This window comes from Streptomyces sp. NBC_00667, from assembly GCF_036226825.1.
Classification (GTDB): Bacteria; Actinomycetota; Actinomycetes; order Streptomycetales; family Streptomycetaceae; genus Streptomyces.
Map to the genome: position 1 here is coordinate 6,918,974 of NZ_CP109022.1, position 16,192 is coordinate 6,935,165.

The following is a 16,192-nucleotide window of genomic DNA, read 5'->3' on the forward strand; positions in this document are numbered from 1 at the left end:
TGTCGACGGTCCCCGACGATTGAGATTCGTTCGTATGCACGCAGTCAAACCTGGAGCTCGCACATGAGTGGAATACCGGTCTGCTCGGGCTCGTTCATGCCGTCTCCCGTTCCACCGCTGCCGGGGCGTGGCTGCGGGCGGCGCGGGCGCAGCTCGGCCCCGCCGGCCCGCCAACCGGCGGGGGCCGCCCAGTGCAGATGCGTGTACAGGCGCGCAGACGGAGCGATCATCCGGCGCCGCAGCACGGTCGAACCGGAGGCGGATCGGCCAGTGGGTGTTCGACCGCGGCCGCCAGGCTGGCGGCCACATCGTCGGCCTCTACCAGTCACCGCTCGTGGCGCGCCTGGCGGATACGGCCGGATTCCGGTGGATCGCCCACACCGTCGTCTGCGAGCCGGCCGCACTGCCACCGGCCGCATCGGCCGCCGACGAGGCCCGGGTCGGGGTGCGGGTCCCGGCGGGGCGGATGCCGGCGGATGTGCCGTCCTCCGAACTGCGCGTCGGGGCCAGGTCCTGACCGGCGGCGGCCTGGTCGCCATCACCGATCTGCGCTACCCCCATGGCGGCACCCCGCACCATGACCCTGGCCAACAGGCGCCTGGCCGTCGCGGAGCGCACGGTGCGCGTCTACCGCCCCCGCAGAGGCCGACCCTGGCCCTTCGCGCGGTGGTGGAGTCGCCGGTCGCGGAGGAAATCCGTACCCCCGACGGGGATCTGTCTGGGCTACGGCGGGCGGGTCAGTCGGGCTAGGAGGGCGCGACGGCCCGGCGCCAGACGGTGGCGTCGAGGGTGACGTGGAAGGCGGGGTCGGTGTTGGCCGTCTGCCCCCGGAAGGTGATCAGACCGATGTGACCCGCCTTGGTGAGGACGCAGAACTGGGCGCCCGGGGACAACTTGTCCAGGGGGATGTAGTCGGCGAAGCGCGTCTCGTCGCGGCAGGTCTCCAGGGATCCGGCCTGCTCCGGGTCGAGCAGCACGAGGTGGTTGCCCGCCTGGGTGAGCACGCGGTACGGGAGCGAGTGCCCGCCGAACTCCAGGTCGCCGGCGGAGCCGCCCGACTCCTGCGGCCGCAGCTCACCGTCGCCGAACCTCAGGGTGTAGTTTTCCGGCAGGTTGATGCCCGTGCGGGTGACCGGCTCCGGCGCCTTGGTCGCGCCGGCCGGCGACTGCGAGGCGTTCGGGGTGGACGAGGCCCCCTTCCCCTTCCCGGCGGCCTGTTCTTCCGTGCCGGAGTTGCGGCTCACGAGGTACACGCCGCCGCCGGCGAGCAGCGCCAGGGCGAGCCCGAACGCCACCGCCATGCCCGGCCGCCGGGTCGGGCGGCCCGGCGCGGACGGCTGGGGCGGGTAGCCCGGTGGCATCGAAGGCTGGGCATAGGGGCCCGGAGGGGGAGGCGTCGGCGGTCCGTACGCGCCCTGGACGGCGGGCGGCGCGGCGGGCGCGGCGGTCACCGTCGGCTCGTGGCCGGGCGGCGCCGGTGCCGGGGCCGCGGGAACCCGGGTCACCTCGGGCGGTGCGGGCGCCGCCGTGCGCAGCGTGATGTCGGCGGCGACCGCGCCGGGCAGCCAGGCCTCGGGGCGGCGCAGTGGCGCGTCACCGTTGGCGGCCCGGCACAGCGCGAGAACCTCGTCGACCGAGGGCCTGGCCGCCGGCTCCTTGGCGAGGCAGTGGGCCACCAACTCCTGGAGCTGGGGCGGGAGTCGGGTGAGGTCGGGCTGCTCGTGCACGATGCGGTAGAGCACCCCGTGCGAGGTGCCCTCGCCGAACGCGGGCAGGCCGGTCGCCGCGTACGCTGCGACCTGGCCGAGCGCGAAGATGTCGGTGGCCGGGGTGACCGCATCGCCCGCAGCCTGTTCGGGTGCCATGAAGGCCGGGGTGCCGATGGTGACGCCGCTGCCGGTGAGGGCGGTCGCGTCGGCGGCCCGTGCGATGCCGAAGTCGATGACGCGGGGCCCGTCGCCCGCGAGCAGCACGTTGGACGGCTTGAGGTCGCGGTGGACGATGCCGGCCCCATGGATGACCTGCAGGGCCTCGGCGACGCCCGCGACCAGGAGCAGCACGGTGGGCACGGGCAGTCCGCCGTGCCGCTGCACGGCGTCGGCCAGGGAGGGCCCGGGGACGTAGGCCGTGGCAAGCCAGGGGTGGCGGCCCTCGGTGTCGGAGTCGATCACGGGCGCGGTGTACAGCCCCTGCACGCGCTCGGCGGCCCGCACCTCCTGCTGGAAGCGGCGGCGGAACTCGGCGTCTTCGCCGAACTCCGGCCGGATCACCTTGATCGCGACGGGCCGTCCGCCCGGAGTGTACGAGAGGTACACCTTGCCCATGCCGCCTGCGCCGAGCCTGGCCACGATGCGGTATCCGGCCACGGACCGCGGGTCGTCGCCCTCCAGCGGATGAAAGACGGTGTCCAACTCGATTCCCCCACAGTCGTTTTCGGCCCGCGCGGCGGTACCTGCCCGACGCACGCGGAACTTTACCGAACACAAGATCAGATCATGAAGCGGCGCTGTCGCAGCTGCCGCCGTCGCAACGCCCCTGTCCCCGCCCGCGCACTGAGTGCCTGCGATCACTGACGAAGACTTCGGACCGACCCGTCAGGTCTTCGTTGGGGCGATCGACAGCGACAGCCCGTCGGTGAGCCATCGATGTGCCACGGTCATGTTCAGGACGCGCCCGGCCGTTGCGGTGCTGACCAGGGCCCAATACCGCTGCAGTCGGGGATCGAAGCCGGATGACCGCGACACCACCCGGTGCAGGTGTGCGCGGAAGGCGGGGGTGTCCGACTCTCGTCGGGCTCGCGCATGGGCGGAGACGAACGCGTTCACCGCGTCGCCACCGGGCGGCAGGCCTTGGGCCAGAGCGGCAGCCGTCAGCGCGGCGGCTTCGTCGATCTCCGCGTAGAAGGCCGGGCCGTCCCGCATCTCCTCGTCGTGGTCCTGGGTCCAGCGGGTGAAACCGGGCGTGGAAGTGAGCAGGTGCAGCTCGGCGTAGGCCAGGGCCGTGGCGGGGACGGGATCGTGCGGTGGGGCGGGAGCCAGCATGGCGACCATGATGTCGAGCCGGTGCTTGGGCATGGTCGCCGACAGCTGGCGGTACCAATGATCAGTGAGCGTGCGGTGGGCCTCGGGGAGGCGCTGCACGCGGGAGAGTATCTCCAGACGCCGGAGCCGTTCCTCGCCGGGGCAGTCGTCCAGTGACCTCAGCGTGGCCTCGCGCCACCGCAGTTCGGTCAGTCGTTCCTGCACCGCTTCGAGCTCGGTCGTCACCAGTTCCCCGAGCGTGCGCTCCCCCGTGACGACCTGCGTGATCGTCGCGATCGGGGTGTCCAGCGCCCGCAGACGTCTGATGAGCTGGATCCGCTCCCACGCCTCGGGGCCGTAGCGCCGATGACCACCGGTGCTACGAGAGGCCACCGGCAGCAGACCGCTGTCGGAGTAGTAGCGGAGTGTCTTGACGGGCAAGCCCGTTCCGGCCGCGAGTTCACCGATGCTCCACGTGTCGTGCGTCACAGTCCCTTGAACCTCCAGTGCACGGGAGGTCCTAGCGTATTGACCGCTGACGGGTCGGTTTCGCGCCGTTCCCACACCTCAGAGCTCGTTCAGCACGGCCCGGACTGGTGGCGGCCGCTTACTACCGCGAGCCATCGAGCCATCGAGTCCCGTGCTGTGCCGTCCCGATTCAAGAACGGTGGTACGTATGCCCACGACCATGACAGCACCGCGTCCGCACGGGAAAGCCGGACTCCGCGCGGCGCTCCTCACCTCGCTGTGCACCGTGGTACTGCTGTCGGTCACTGCCGTGCCCGCGGCCGGCGCAGGCCCCGGGTCCCCGGACTCCGAGCAGAAGGGCCGCACCGTCGTACGGACAGAGCAGGGCCTGGTACGCGGCATGGCCCACGACTCGTACACCGCATTCGACGGCATCGCCTACGCCGCGCCGCCGGTCGGACCGCTGCGCTGGCGCGTCCCCGCGCCTGCCCCCGCGTGGCAGGGTGTTCGGGACGCAACGAGGCCCGGTCAGCGCTGTGTGCAGATGCCCGCACCAGGTGCGGGCGCGGTCATCGGCTCGGAGGACTGCCTCTACCTCAACGTCACGGTACCGGCGGCGAAGCCGACAGCGAAGAGGCGGCCCGTCCTGGTGTGGATGCACGGCGGTGCGTTCCTGGGCGGTTCTGGCAGTGACTACAGTGCTGAACGGCTGGCGGTCCAGGGTGACGCCATCGTCGTCACGGTCAACTACCGGTTGGGGATCTTCGGATACTTCGGCCACTCCGGCTTGGACGCCGCCCCGCCGTTCGGCCTGGCGGACCAGCAAGCCGCTCTCCGTTGGGTTCGGGCGAACGCCGCGCGTTTCGGCGGAGATCCGGGCAGTGTCACGCTGTTCGGTGAGTCCGCAGGCGCCCTCAGCATCTGTGCCCACCTCACCTCGCCGACGGCCGCCGGACTCTTCCAACGGGCCGTCCTGCAAAGCGGTTCCTGCCTCACCTCCTTCCCGCGCGGCGCGCTCGCCCCGGGAACACCGGCGTACGAACCGTTCGCCTCACAGGCCGAGGTCCAGTCGGCCGGTGCGGAAGCCGCCCGGCAACTGGGCTGTACAGAGGGCGGCGGGGACGAAGTTCTGGCGTGTCTGCGCGGGCAGAGCACGGATCGTCTCGCCACCGCGCAACTGATGCAGTCCTTCAACCGGCCCGCCTTCGGCAACGGACTGCTGCCCATGGCACCTGCTCAGGCGTTGGCATCGGGACGCTTCCACCGCGTGCCGGTCATCCTGGGCACCAACCACGATGAGATGCGCATGTTCGTCGGCCTGTCGCTCGCCGCCTTCCCGATCCGCACCGAGGGCGACTACCGAGCCCGCCTGGCGGAGGCCTTCGGGGCCGCGGCCCCTGCCGTCGAAGCGCGCTATCCGGCAGCACACCATCCCTCTCCGGCGCTGGCCTGGGCGGCGGTGCTGTCCGATCGGTCCTTCACGTGCACCACGCTGGCAGCCGGCCGGGCCATCGCGGCGCACGCCCCTGGTGTCCCCCTCTACGGCTACGAGTTCAACGATCAGAACGCTCCCGTGCTCGCCGGCCTGCCGGCGGACCCGGGCTTTCCCTACGGTGCGGCGCACGGCTTCGAGATGCCCTACCTGTTCACCTCGCTCCCCACCGAACGACCGCTGAACGACGGCCAGCGCGCCCTGTCAGACCAAATGGTCGGCTACTGGACGAACTTCGCGCGCACCGGTAACCCGAACACCGCCGCCGCGTTCTGGCCAGCCCTCCGTGTCTCGCTCGCTCACGCGGCACCGGTGCAGTCGCTGGCTCCGGGACCGGGCGGGATCCACCCCGCCGACGCCTATTCCGCACACGGATGCTCATTCTGGGACCGCTTGTCCCAGTGAGACGCGAGTGAGCGGCTCGCCGGGGAGCGGGCTGCGGCCGCACTGACGCCGAAGGCTCTGCCGTCGGACTACCCGCACATTCTCGCCGCCGTACGGCAGGACGCCGGAGGCGAAGCGTGGCACGCGGAGGAAACGGCTCGTCGCGCGTACCGCGCCCTCGCAGCTCCTCCGGGTGCGCCTTGCCGGCGGGCGCCCGATCCGGTGATGGCCGTTCCCCCGGCCCGGGCCGGCCCGTTCCGGACCTCCGGAGCGGCGGATACGCGGCCGGGCCTGCTGGTTGTACGGGCAGTTGTCTCGATTACGGGCATGTGCGGTTTCGACAGGATCACGATGCGTGCGGCAGACCGGCTCAGCGCAGGTCAGGGGCCCTGGGTCCCGTACGGTGTGGATCACCGCAGCCGCCGACCGCCCGCCCGATGGGGCGCGTGGCGTGCCGCTGTTCCATCGCTCCTTTCTCCTGGGGGAAACACCGTGCGCAGCACGCTCGTCCGTCGTACCGTCCTGACCGCCTCCGCCGTGTCGCTGGCCCTGCTCACCTCCGCCTGCGGCTCCGGTGGCAGCGACGACAAGGCCGGGGACAAGCCGTCCGCGAGCGCTGCCGCGACGTCCGCCGCCCCGGCCGCCAAGGGCAAGTCGGACGCGGAGACGGCAGCGCTGCTCGTCACCCAGGCCGATGTCAAGGACCAGATCGTGTCGGCCGAGGGAGCGGCCGGCGCCGCCGCGGTCCCGGCCGAGGTCGACAACGCCGCCTGCAAGCCGCTCGCCCAGGTGCAGACGGCGCAGAAGGTCGGTGCGCCCACCGGCTTCGGCCGCACCTCGGCCAAGGCCAAGCCGCAGGAACTCCCCGCGGGAGCCTCCGCCGAGGACAAGCTCAAGGCCGGCCTGCTGGCGCTCGGCGGGGACCAGACCCTGATTACCGTCGCCTCGTACGACGGCAAGGGCGCCGAGGACGCCTTCGCGTCCGTCAAGGCCGCAGGCGCTGCGTGTTCCGGCGGGTACACGGTGACCTACCAGGGTGACAAGACCAAGCTCGACAGCGTCACCCCGGGCCCCGTCCAGGCCCGTGACGAGGCGGTGCACTACACCGTGGTCATGGATCTGGGCGACGGCGAGAAGTCGACCGGCCACTTGGTGGCCGTACGCAAGGGCAACGCGCTGGCCACCTTCTACACGTTCGGCACCGCCGCGAAGTTCCCCGGCGACCTCATGGACATCCAGCTCACGAAGCTGGGCTGACCCGGTCCGTCGTTTCCCCGGGGGGCCGGCCTCGGCCGTACGGCGCCTTCCCGGGGATCCGGCTCGGGACGCGACGGACAGCGGTGGCTGCTTCACGGTGACGGTGTGGCGCACTGATGGCGGGTTCTCGCAGGACACGGCGCTGTTCCGCGTCGCCACACACGTGCTGGCGACGATCCCGGGCCGGCCGACGGTGCGGAATAGCCTGCAGGGGGCGGTGGTTGGCAGCGCTGATCGTCACTGGACCGACCTTGGAGCGCCCGTGTCCCGTTCTTTCCTCTTCCTCCTCGCTAGCGCCCGCCCGGATGGTAATTCCGAGCTGCTGGCGCGGGCCGCGGCGCAACAGTTGGGAGCGGGCACGGAGCAGACGTGGCTGGACCTGACGCAGCTTTCCCTGACCGACTACGTGGACGAGCGGCATGCGCCGGGCGGGGCCACGGATGGGGACGAGGTCGAGGCGGCGCTGCACCGGGCCACCCTCGACGCCTCGGACATCGTCATCGTCTCGCCGCTCTACTGGTATTCGGTGTCCTCATACGCCAAGCGCTACCTGGACTACTGGTCCAAGTGGCTCGCCACACCGGACCCCGGCTTCAAGGCGAAGATGGCCGGTAGGACGCTTTGGGGCGTGACGGCCATGGCGCACCAGCAGGAGGTGGTCGCGGAGCCGCTGCGGCTCACCCTTCACCACACGGCGGCGTACATGGGCATGCGGTTCGGCGGGGTGCTGCTCGGGAACGGTACCCGGCCGGGACACGTGCTCGCCGACGAGCGGGCGGCGGAACGGGCCAAAGCGTTCTTCGCCCGCGAGGCCCCGCTCGCCCATTTCCCTTACGAGGCGTAGCGCCGGGCCCCGGCGCTACACCCCACCGAAGTAGTCGTGGGCCGATTCGGTGAGCTGAACGTCTTCGCCTGCCCCTTCGACCCGACCATCCGCACCGCTGGAGCATCCAGTAGCGGGCGGCGCCCCCACGCCTGGTTCGGCGCTCCGATCATCGGCGAACGCCGTGCTGTCGCTTCTCAGGCTCTGGCACAGCTTCTGTGGTGCCGGATGGGTGTGAGGGTGCGCCTGCCACACTCGGACGGTGCGCCCCGCGACCGGCGGTGCGGGAGAGAACGGATCTCAGCTTGTCCAGATGGACTGTGCTTGCCATACCCGTCGACGGTGTCAGCGAGACGGATCGAAACGCACGAACGCTCGCAGAATTCGACGGCAGTACGGAGGAAGCCGAATCGGCCCTGCTGGAGGCGGCGAACACCTACGAGCACAAGCTCTGGAAGGTGAACCGACGAGAGATCTTCAAGTGCTCCAGCAGGTCCTACTTCCTCCGTATCCACGGCCGAATGGCTACGTACGGGCTTTTGCTCCAGCTCGCCGAGCTGATCCACGACACCGCGGAGCCCACGAGCAAGTATCCCTGGTGAAAGCGGCCCACCACAAAAGCTGTGCCAGAGCCATCTCGGGCTATGGCACTTTCCGTGATGCGGCCCCGCCCGTGGTTGTGGAGGGCCCCGGTTGCGGAACTCGCTGGTTGCACCGGTAGCCGAGGCCCCGGGCGGGGCTCCGCTGCGTGCTTCGTCAGTGGTCGGGTGGCAGCGCGGCACTTGAGTGGTCGATGACGTTGCGGTTGGAGCAGTTGTTCTTGCGGTCGTCAGTCCAATCGCTCAGGGCGGCCACTACGGCGAGTTCCTGGAGACACACCTCAGCGGCGGTGAAGTTCCAGTAGCTCGCTGCGTTTGCCCCGTTACCGACGTTGCTGTCGTGGTCGGCGAAAGGGAGGCGTGGCGGCGGAAAGGGCCGCTGCGGCCAGCAGGCTGCAAGCAGGGAGAGCGGACGCGCACAATGTCCAACCTGCGCGGAAGCCGCGATGCCGGGGTCTTCGACGGATCCCTGCTGCTCTTCGCGGCCACTACGCCGGGACGCAACCATCGCCCGCGTGGTGGCCCGCCACCTCGCCTGCCCCGTCCGGCCGCCGCCCCCTCCACCACAGCGGAAGGGGCGGCGGCCATAGACCCGTGCGCCCTTGGCCACGACGGGGACCAGGCGGCGGGCGGATCCTGCGGGGAGAGGCCGAAGGCCTTGACCGCCTGGTAGTGGGTCCAGGCGGTGCTGCTACAAGAGCCCTTCTCGCCACCCGAGTACGCCGGCACACCGGGACAAATCGCCGACGCACCCTCGCACCTGCTTCCGGGACGGAGCCCCGGCTGTCCTCGCAACCCTCTGGGCCTCGCCGATCGCGACAAGCCTTTGCTGGTCAGGCGTGTTTGTCCGATGGCTGCTGGGCAGGCTGGACCGACCAGGGTGGTGGCGCGTCGTTGCCCGAGTCCTCGTCGCGCTCCGCGTCGACGGATGTCGCATGGATCTTGCCCGACGCGTGGTGGACCGGCGCGTATACGGCATAGAGCTGCAGGGTCTCGTCACCAATGTTGGTGACGTTATGCCACGTGCCGGCGGGTACGAAGATCGCCCAGCCATCTTCGACCTCCCGGTCGAAGTCGAGTCGATCCTTAGTGCGGCCCATCTGGACGCGGCCCCGGCCCGCGTCGAGTCGTAGGAATTGGTCAGTTTCCGGGTGGGCCTCCAAGCCGATGTCCTCACCCACCGGGATAGACATGAGAGTCAACTGGAGGTACTTACCGGACCAGGCGACCGCACGATAGTTCGTGTTCTCGAGCGTCGCCTTCTCGAGGTCGAAGCTTTGAGGTTCCGGCCCGATGTCCTTGATGGTCATATTTCTCTCCCGGTCAACGAAGGCGGTACGCGGCGTTCTTGCGCCCGCCCACGTCAGCGCTCTCTGAGCCCTGGGCTCTTTCGGCCCACGAGCACGTGAGCCGCAACCGCACGAGCGGCCACGACCCTTTGCCACATTCCTCCGTGCGTCCGGTCGTGTAGCCGACCGGGTTCGTGCAGTCGATGACAGTCTCGCCCGCCAAGCGTCGGCGCGACACCTCCAGCCCGTGTAGCGCGTCACTTCCGTCAGACAATTCACGCTTTCGGTGATTGTGGCGTTGATTCCGCAGTCCAGGCCGGCAGGCATCGTGGCATCGTGCATGCTGGCAGGCTGGGGCTGCAGAGGTGCTGCACAGCTGGTACCCACGGCCCAGGTCACCCGACCAGCCGTCCCATGAGGGAGCGAGCCCGGTCCGTCTGCGACCCGCAGGGATAGCCGCAGACGGAGCCAGGATGCCGGTCAGGGGGCGGGCTCGTAGGCGACGGTTGTGGTGGGGCAGTCCTCCACCGCCACCAGCAGGACGGCCGTCTCCGCGGAGCCGCGCCTGGTCAGGTGCTCCAGGAGGTGGTGGGAGAGCTGGGAGACCGCGAAGACGAAGACGAGGTCGTAGAACAGCTCCAACGGAGACACTTCCCGCCGCAGTCTCAACGACTCGGGCACGCTGCTCATGGTCGGAATCTCCTCAACCAAGGTGGCGGGCTGGGCGCCCGCCGAATCGGGCTGGCCAGGTGTCGCGCGGCGGCGGCCCGACATGGATGCCCGGCCGCCGCCGTCATGTAACGGGCGGATGTCAGCCCTCGTCGGCCGGCTTGGCCGCGAGGTGCTCGTTGTAGAACGGGACGGCCGCGGCGATGGCCTGGTCGACGTACTTGGGGACGTCGTAGAAGTCCATGTGCGTGCCGCCCTCGACGATGCGGAACTTCTTGGGGGTGCGGGCGCGGCGGTGGAGTTCGGTGGACAACCACAGCGATCCGGCCTCGCTGCCGACGACGACGAGCAGGGGGGTCGAGGACCTCCTCACCCAGGCGGGCCGGAATCGTTCCCCACCGGGTTACGTGTTTCGGGATGCCGGACTTCACGGGACATGACCTCGGCAGCGACTCATGCTGCAGAAGGTGAGGAGAGGCAGTGCAGACGTTCCTTCCGTTCGCGTGTTTCCAGGCTTCCGCCACCGTGCTTGACGGGCGGCGGCTCGGAAAGCAACGGGTCGAGGCCCTGCAGGTGCTGCGAGGACTGATCGTTCCCGGTTACGGCTGGCGCAGACATCCCGCTGTGCGGATGTGGTCGGGTTACGAGGAGGCCCTCGTGCGCTACGGACTGGACGTCTGTGCGGTCTGGACGGCCGAAGGGCGCGAAGACACATGCGCCGTCACCCTGCTACAGGACTTCCGGCCATGGCTGCCGGGCGGACAGCCGAGGACGCAGGAACAACTCGCTGCCCAGGGGAACCTGCCGCCGTGGTTGGGAGACCCGGATTTCCACCGCAGCCACCAGTCGGCGCTGGTACGCAAGGATGCTGACTTCTACCGCCGACACTTCCCCGACGTCCCGGATGACCTGCCGTACATCTGGCCCCCCTCCGACCGCGACACCGGCCCCAAGCCCCTCTGACCGACGCCCGCCGCCAGGCCCTCCTGCTCACATGGGCTTGTGCACGGCGGACGCGCCCCGCCGTCTCTCCCTCCTCCTGCGGCTGCCGGTCGGAGGCGTCGACGGCGCGGCGCGAGGTCGGCGTGCCGTCCATGTCCTTTCCCCACCGTCCTGGCGCCCGTACCGCCGTCCGGCGGCACGCCGCGTCCCAGCCTCCACACGGACGACGCACGGGTTCGTCCTCTGGCTCGCCTACAGTGGAAGTTCCACGTGGGGCAATGTCGCAGGAGACGTACACAGGAGACGTACACAGGAGACGTATACAGGAGACGCACATGGGCGACCAGCCGCACCCAGGCCGACCGGACGACCCCACGGACGCCCTGTTCGGTATGGAGGACATCGACACCGGGCAAAAGCACCACTTCCCGGCCGTCGTCGGCCCACTGTTCCGCGACTCCCCGACCGCACGTCGACTGCTGTCCGTACGGGCGATCCACGCGGAACCCGCGGCCGCGGCCTCCCCGCGCGGCCGGCAGATCATCGCCCGCTTTCCCGACGCCGACATCATTACCGTGGACTCGCACTGGAAGATCCCCGCCCTCCACGGCAACGAGGGGAACATCGACCGCTGGGTCCGGATCAAGAGGGAAGTTCTGGTCCTGGGGGAGAAGAAGACGCTCACCACCCGCCCCAACGGCCGCTCCGCGGACTGGATCGCCCCTGGCCCCGCCAATGGCTGTGCCATGGCCTGCGCCTACTGCTACGTCCCGCGCCGCAAGGGCTACGCCAACCCGATCACCGTCTTCACCAACATCGAGCGCATCATCGCCCACCTCTCGCGGCAACTCGCGCGCCTCGGCCCCAAGGCAGAGCCGAACCAGTGCGACCCCACTGCGTGGGTCTACGACATCGGAGAGAACAGCGACTGCTCCGTCGATGCCCTGATCAGTGACAACGTCGCCGACCTTGTCCGTTCCTTCTCCCGGTGGCCTTCCGCCAAGGCCTCTTTCGCCACCAAGTTCGTCAACCCGGACCTCCTCCTGCTGGATCCGCGTGGTCGTACCCGAGTGCGGTTCTCCGTCATGCCGCAGGAGGACTCCAAGCTGCTGGACATCCGTACCAGCCCGGTGGAGAGCCGCATCGCCGCCGCTGGGGACTTCCTGGAAGCGGGGTACGAGGTCCACTTCAACCTCTCACCCGTCGTTCTGCGCCCGGGCTGGGAACGCGACTGGTGCCTCCTGCTGCGGCACATGGACGATGTCCTGCCCCGTCCGGTGAAGGACCAGGCGGCCGCAGAGGTGATCATGCTGACGCACAACGAGGACCTGCACGACCTCAACCTCGGCTGGCACCCGCGTGCGGAGGACGTCCTGTGGCGGCCGGACCTCCAGCAGCCCAAGCGTTCCGAGAACGGCAGCTGGAACGTCCGCTACCGCAACGCAGTGAAGGCGGAGGCCGTCGAACGGATGCGCACGCTCGTGACCGCCCACGCCCCTTGGCTCCGGATCCGATACGCCTTATGAACCCCTGGAGGCAGACCTCTCACTGGCGGTTGTCGTCACGAAGGCGTGATGGTGGCCATGTGGCGGTTGGTTGTCAGCGGGTGACCGTGCCGGTCTTTGACCAGCGGGTCGCCAGGAGTACCCGAGGCCGCTGTCCGTACCCCGCTATGCCCACCGCATCCCATGGCGGAGAGCTGCTCGATGCGCTCAGGGGTCGTGTCGTGGCCCGAGCGGCGACGGCGGTGCTCTCGGCGTACGCCTATCTGTTGGTCGCGGCACTGGGGTCGTCGGCACCTCGTGGAGAAGTCGGACCGACCAGGGAATCACGCTCATGGTGAGGGAGCCAGCCGGTCGCCGACGAAGCCGAGTTCGAACCAGGCAGGGCGGGTTTGGTCCTCGGCCAGGGGCCACTCCCAGGGGCCGGTGAAGTGGGCGCGTGCGTGGTCGGGGCCGGCCACGGATTCCTCGTAGCCGGCGCCCGCGGAGCACCCCAGAGGCCGGCGGCCGCTCGTGGCGATCGTTTTTGGCGTGGGTCGCTAGCTGACATGTGCACCCGCAGCGCCCACCCGCTCGACGCGGCTGCTCGAGGCGGTGCCGATCCCGTGGACCGACCTCACCTGAACTGCTCGCGACGCGGCCTGCCGCACCGGCTGCTGAGCTACCTCAATGTTCCTCAGAAGGAGCGGTCTCGCCTTCCCGGCCTGTGGATCTTGCGCGTACCGTCTAGTGACCTGAGTCAGAGATTCGGTGGCAGTAGGCGGCGACTTTGTCGAGGATTAGGCAGCTGGGTTTCTGCAGTACCTGATCGCTTGATTCGGACAGCTGTCGTGTGCCGGTCTGCCCGGAGTGGACTCCGCGCCTCGCAGCGTGCCGAGGGTCAGCACATGCGTGATCAGCGAGATGAGGATCAAGGCGTCCGCACGTCGGAACACCCAGGCGGCACTGTCTGCTGACCTCACAGACGGGGCCGCAGGGGCCGACGCGGTGGTGTTCGTGTGCGCTACATGCGGCGTCCCCTGAAGGTGCCGCTCACCCGGCTGCCCGAAGTACCCGAGGTTCCCTCCTACGCGTGGTGGCACGCCGATGAGCCGGGCCCGTCACCGGCGACCGTGCCGCCAGGCTGCTACGCAAGCGAGACGGAGCCGTACGGTGGGGCCCTCGGTCGTCGCCCAGGTGCACGGGCCGGACGGGCCGGTGCTACCGCGCCACGGAGGCCATGTGAACGTGGATGGGTAGCCCTTGGTGTCGCCCTCCGGCTGCGACGCAGTGCCCCACACACCTTGGGGGAGCTCACCGTGTACCGGACATGACCAGTGAGGCCCCAACTGCTGCAGAAGATCACAGCAGCCCCGCGGGCCCGCAGCGGCCTCGGCCGCCCGACGGCACGGCTACGCCCAGGTCTCACGTGCATTGCCGAGCACGGATGGCCTGGGCGCGCCCCCTCGTGCGGGCGCAGCCCGCGTATGCGCGGGGGAGCCGCTGGATCTCACCGAAACCGGCGGTGCCGCCGGTACGGCTGAAAGATCTGAACCAATACCGCGAATCAGGCCGCGACGAGCTCCTGCTCGCGGACCGGCGTCTTGACCTTGGGCTTCCTGTTCGGCAGCGAGAGCCGGAAGACCTTGTGCCAGGCGGAGAACACCTGCTTGGGCAGCGGCCCGGTGACGTACTCCAGCTGGTACTTCTCGAACAGCGCGCGCACCTTCACCGCGACCTCGGCGTACCGGTTGCTCGGCAGGTCCGGGAACAGGTGGTGCTCGATCTGGTGCGACAGGTTGCCGGTCATGAAGTGCATGGCCTTGCTGCCGCTGATGTTCGCCGAGCCCATCATCTGCCGGAGGTACCACTGGCCGCGCGTCTCGCCCTTGATCGACCGGCGCTCGAAGACCTGCACGCCCTCGGGGAAGTGCCCGCACATGATCACCGAGTGGGTCCAGATGTTGCGGACCAGGTTGGCGGTGGACGTGGCGGCGAGTGTGGGGAGGAACGACGGGCCCGACAGCAGCGGGTGGATCACGTAGTCCTTGAGCACTTGTTTGCGGATCTTGCGGCCCACGGCCTTGGCCCGCGCGCGGAACTCCGGGTTCTTGCGGCGGCGCTTGTTCAGGTTCTTGCCGAGCTCCAGGTCGTACGCTGCGATGCCGTACTCGAAGAAGCAGGCGTTGATGAAGTTCCACAGCGGCTGGCCGAGGTGGAGCGGGTGCCACTTCTGGTCCTCGTCGACGCGCATGATGCCGTAGCCGAGGTCGTTGTCCTTGCCGATCACGTTGGTGTACGTGTGGTGCAGCTCGTTGTGCGAGTGCTTCCACTGATCGGCCGGCGAGACGTGGTCCCAGTCCCAGGTGGTGGAGTGGATCTTCGGGTCCCGCATCCAGTCCCACTGGCCGTGCAGGATGTTGTGGCCGATCTCCATGTTGTCCATGATCTTCGCCACGGACAGACCGGCGGTGCCGATCAGCCACGCGGGCGGGAAGATCGAGAACAGCAGCACGCCCCTGCTGACCAGCTCCAGCTTGCGCTGCGCCGCGATGACCTTGCGGATGTAGGCCGCGTCCTTCTCGCCGCGGCTGGCGATCACCTCGTCGCGGATTGCGTCCAGCTCACGGCCGAGCTCCTCGATCTGCTCCGCGGTCAAGTGGGCGGTGGGGTCAATGGCGGTCAAGGTGCTCCTACCGTTCGATGTCGCAGGCGCCCGCGGCGGCGGACACGCAGGTCTGGATGAGGACGCCCGGCTCGGCTTCGGTGATCTCACCGGTGCGCAGGTCGCGGACGGCGCCGGCTTTGAGCGGCGTGACGCAGCCGAAGCAGATGCCCATGCGGCACCCGGACGGCATGAGCACGCCGGCCTCCTCGCCGACGTCCAGCAACGGCGTGGCGCCGTCCGCGTCGACGGTCTTGCCGGTGGTGCTGAACGTGACCTCGCCACCGTCGCCGGTGACGACGATGCCGGGGCGGAAGCGTTCGGTGTGCAGGCGCTCCCGGACGCCGTGCTCGGTCCAGTGGTCCTCGGCGGCGTCCAGCAGGCCCGCGGGCCCGCAAGCCCAGGTCTCGCGCTCGGCCCAGTCGGGGACGAGTTCGTCGAGACGGGCGATGTCGAGCGGACCGTCCGTGTCGGTGTGCAGCTCGGTGAGACGCAGCTTCTCGTCCGCGACCAGGTCGTGCAGATCGTTGCGGAAGATCACGTCCTGCGGCCGTGGCGCGGAGTGGACCATGACGACGTCGTCGAGCTCGATGTCGCGCAGCATGCCCATCACTGGCGTGATGCCGCTGCCGGCCGTCAGGTAGAGCACCTTGGCTGGCTTGGCCTGCGGCACCACGAAATCACCGCTCGCCTGGTCGAGCTGGACCAACGTTCCCGGTTTAGCCCTGCGGACCAGGTAATTGCTGACCTTGCCGTCCGGAATCGCCTTCACCGTAATCGTGACGCGGCCGTCCCGGCGGTTCGTCGGCGAGGTGAGCGAGTAGGCACGCCACAGGCGCACCCCGTCGACGTCGACCCCGATCCGCACGTACTGACCGGCTGTGTGACCGCGCCAGCCCCGTCCCGGCCTGATCACGACGGTCGCGGCGTCATCCGTCTCGGGGTGCACGGCCTCGATGCGCCCCCGCAGGTCGGCGCCCGCACGCAGCGGGCTGACCAGGTCCAGGTAGTCCGACGGCAGCAGCGGCGTCGTGACCATCTCCAGCAGTTTCCACGCCCTACTGCGGAGGGCTGCACTCGTCATGACTCCAGCTTGGTGCGCC

The 16,192-nt window shown here is 69.5% G+C and carries 15 protein-coding genes; 7 read left to right on the top strand and 8 right to left on the bottom strand.

Annotated elements, in window-relative coordinates:
- Window positions 1–274: 274 nt before the first annotated feature.
- A complete protein-coding gene (locus OHA81_RS31350) occupies window positions 275–517 on the top strand; it encodes a hypothetical protein (protein WP_329201559.1) in 243 nt (80 codons plus the stop codon).
- A 229-nt stretch (window positions 518–746) separates the two neighbouring features.
- On the opposite strand, the gene OHA81_RS31355 is transcribed toward OHA81_RS31350, so the two are convergent.
- Window positions 747–2,411: a serine/threonine-protein kinase gene (locus OHA81_RS31355; protein WP_329201561.1), complete on the bottom strand. Its 1,665-nt coding sequence runs from the start codon at window positions 2,409–2,411 to the stop codon at window positions 747–749.
- Window positions 2,412–2,594: 183 nt separating this feature from the next.
- The gene (locus tag OHA81_RS31360) at window positions 2,595–3,509 is read right to left on the bottom strand and encodes a helix-turn-helix domain-containing protein (RefSeq protein WP_329201563.1); all 915 of its coding nucleotides are present in this window, start codon (window positions 3,507–3,509) and stop codon (window positions 2,595–2,597) included.
- A gap of 199 nt (window positions 3,510–3,708) precedes the next feature.
- On the opposite strand from OHA81_RS31360, the gene OHA81_RS31365 reads away from it, so the two are divergent.
- From OHA81_RS31365 to OHA81_RS31380, 4 genes are all read left to right on the top strand, one after another.
- Complete coding sequence (locus tag OHA81_RS31365; protein WP_329202637.1) at window positions 3,709–5,385, top strand: carboxylesterase/lipase family protein; 1,677 nt, start codon at window positions 3,709–3,711, stop codon at window positions 5,383–5,385.
- Between the two features lie 471 nt (window positions 5,386–5,856).
- Window positions 5,857–6,621 (top strand): hypothetical protein, encoded by a 765-nt coding sequence (locus OHA81_RS31370; RefSeq protein WP_329201565.1) that lies wholly within the window; start codon window positions 5,857–5,859, stop codon window positions 6,619–6,621.
- Window positions 6,622–6,883: 262 nt separating this feature from the next.
- Entirely contained in the window at window positions 6,884–7,465 is a 582-nt protein-coding gene (locus OHA81_RS31375; RefSeq protein WP_329201567.1) for a flavodoxin family protein, read from the top strand.
- A gap of 299 nt (window positions 7,466–7,764) precedes the next feature.
- Complete coding sequence (locus tag OHA81_RS31380; protein ID WP_329201568.1) at window positions 7,765–8,046, top strand: hypothetical protein; 282 nt, start codon at window positions 7,765–7,767, stop codon at window positions 8,044–8,046.
- A gap of 830 nt (window positions 8,047–8,876) precedes the next feature.
- On the opposite strand, the gene OHA81_RS31385 is transcribed toward OHA81_RS31380, so the two are convergent.
- From OHA81_RS31385 to OHA81_RS31395, 3 genes are all read right to left on the bottom strand, one after another.
- A complete protein-coding gene (locus OHA81_RS31385; RefSeq protein ID WP_329201570.1) occupies window positions 8,877–9,353 on the bottom strand; it encodes a cupin domain-containing protein in 477 nt (158 codons plus the stop codon).
- A gap of 459 nt (window positions 9,354–9,812) precedes the next feature.
- Complete coding sequence (locus tag OHA81_RS31390) at window positions 9,813–10,022, bottom strand: low temperature requirement protein A (protein ID WP_329201572.1); 210 nt, start codon at window positions 10,020–10,022, stop codon at window positions 9,813–9,815.
- Window positions 10,023–10,143: 121 nt separating this feature from the next.
- Window positions 10,144–10,374, bottom strand: coding sequence for an alpha/beta hydrolase (locus OHA81_RS31395; protein WP_329201574.1), 231 nt, complete (start codon window positions 10,372–10,374; stop codon window positions 10,144–10,146).
- 107 nt (window positions 10,375–10,481) lie between these two features.
- On the opposite strand from OHA81_RS31395, the gene OHA81_RS31400 reads away from it, so the two are divergent.
- The gene (locus OHA81_RS31400; RefSeq protein ID WP_329201576.1) at window positions 10,482–10,964 is read left to right on the top strand and encodes an MSMEG_6728 family protein; all 483 of its coding nucleotides are present in this window, start codon (window positions 10,482–10,484) and stop codon (window positions 10,962–10,964) included.
- A 314-nt stretch (window positions 10,965–11,278) separates the two neighbouring features.
- Entirely contained in the window at window positions 11,279–12,469 is a 1,191-nt protein-coding gene (locus OHA81_RS31405) for a spore photoproduct lyase family protein (protein ID WP_329201578.1), read from the top strand.
- 308 nt (window positions 12,470–12,777) lie between these two features.
- Here the strand turns inward: OHA81_RS31405 and OHA81_RS31410 are convergent, their stop codons facing one another.
- From OHA81_RS31410 to OHA81_RS31420, 3 genes are all read right to left on the bottom strand, one after another.
- A complete protein-coding gene (locus tag OHA81_RS31410) occupies window positions 12,778–12,906 on the bottom strand; it encodes a hypothetical protein (RefSeq protein WP_329201580.1) in 129 nt (42 codons plus the stop codon).
- Window positions 12,907–13,991: 1,085 nt separating this feature from the next.
- Window positions 13,992–15,110 carry a fatty acid desaturase family protein gene (locus tag OHA81_RS31415; RefSeq protein WP_329201582.1) on the bottom strand — a complete coding sequence of 373 codons (1,119 nt, stop codon included), beginning with the start codon at window positions 15,108–15,110 and terminating at the stop codon, window positions 13,992–13,994.
- Window positions 15,111–15,117: 7 nt separating this feature from the next.
- Complete coding sequence (locus tag OHA81_RS31420) at window positions 15,118–16,173, bottom strand: ferredoxin reductase (RefSeq protein ID WP_329201586.1); 1,056 nt, start codon at window positions 16,171–16,173, stop codon at window positions 15,118–15,120.
- Window positions 16,174–16,192: the final 19 nt, after the last annotated feature.

Coding starts and splice junctions, on each gene's coding strand:
- OHA81_RS31385 (WP_329201570.1), bottom strand. CDS start 9,353: ATGACCATCAAGGACATCGGGCCGGAACCTCAAAGCTTCGACCTCGAG.
- OHA81_RS31390 (WP_329201572.1), bottom strand. CDS start 10,022: ATGAGCAGCGTGCCCGAGTCGTTGAGACTGCGGCGGGAAGTGTCTCCG.
- OHA81_RS31420 (WP_329201586.1), bottom strand. CDS start 16,173: ATGACGAGTGCAGCCCTCCGCAGTAGGGCGTGGAAACTGCTGGAGATG.
- OHA81_RS31405 (WP_329201578.1), top strand. CDS start 11,279: ATGGGCGACCAGCCGCACCCAGGCCGACCGGACGACCCCACGGACGCC.
- OHA81_RS31365 (WP_329202637.1), top strand. CDS start 3,709: ATGACAGCACCGCGTCCGCACGGGAAAGCCGGACTCCGCGCGGCGCTC.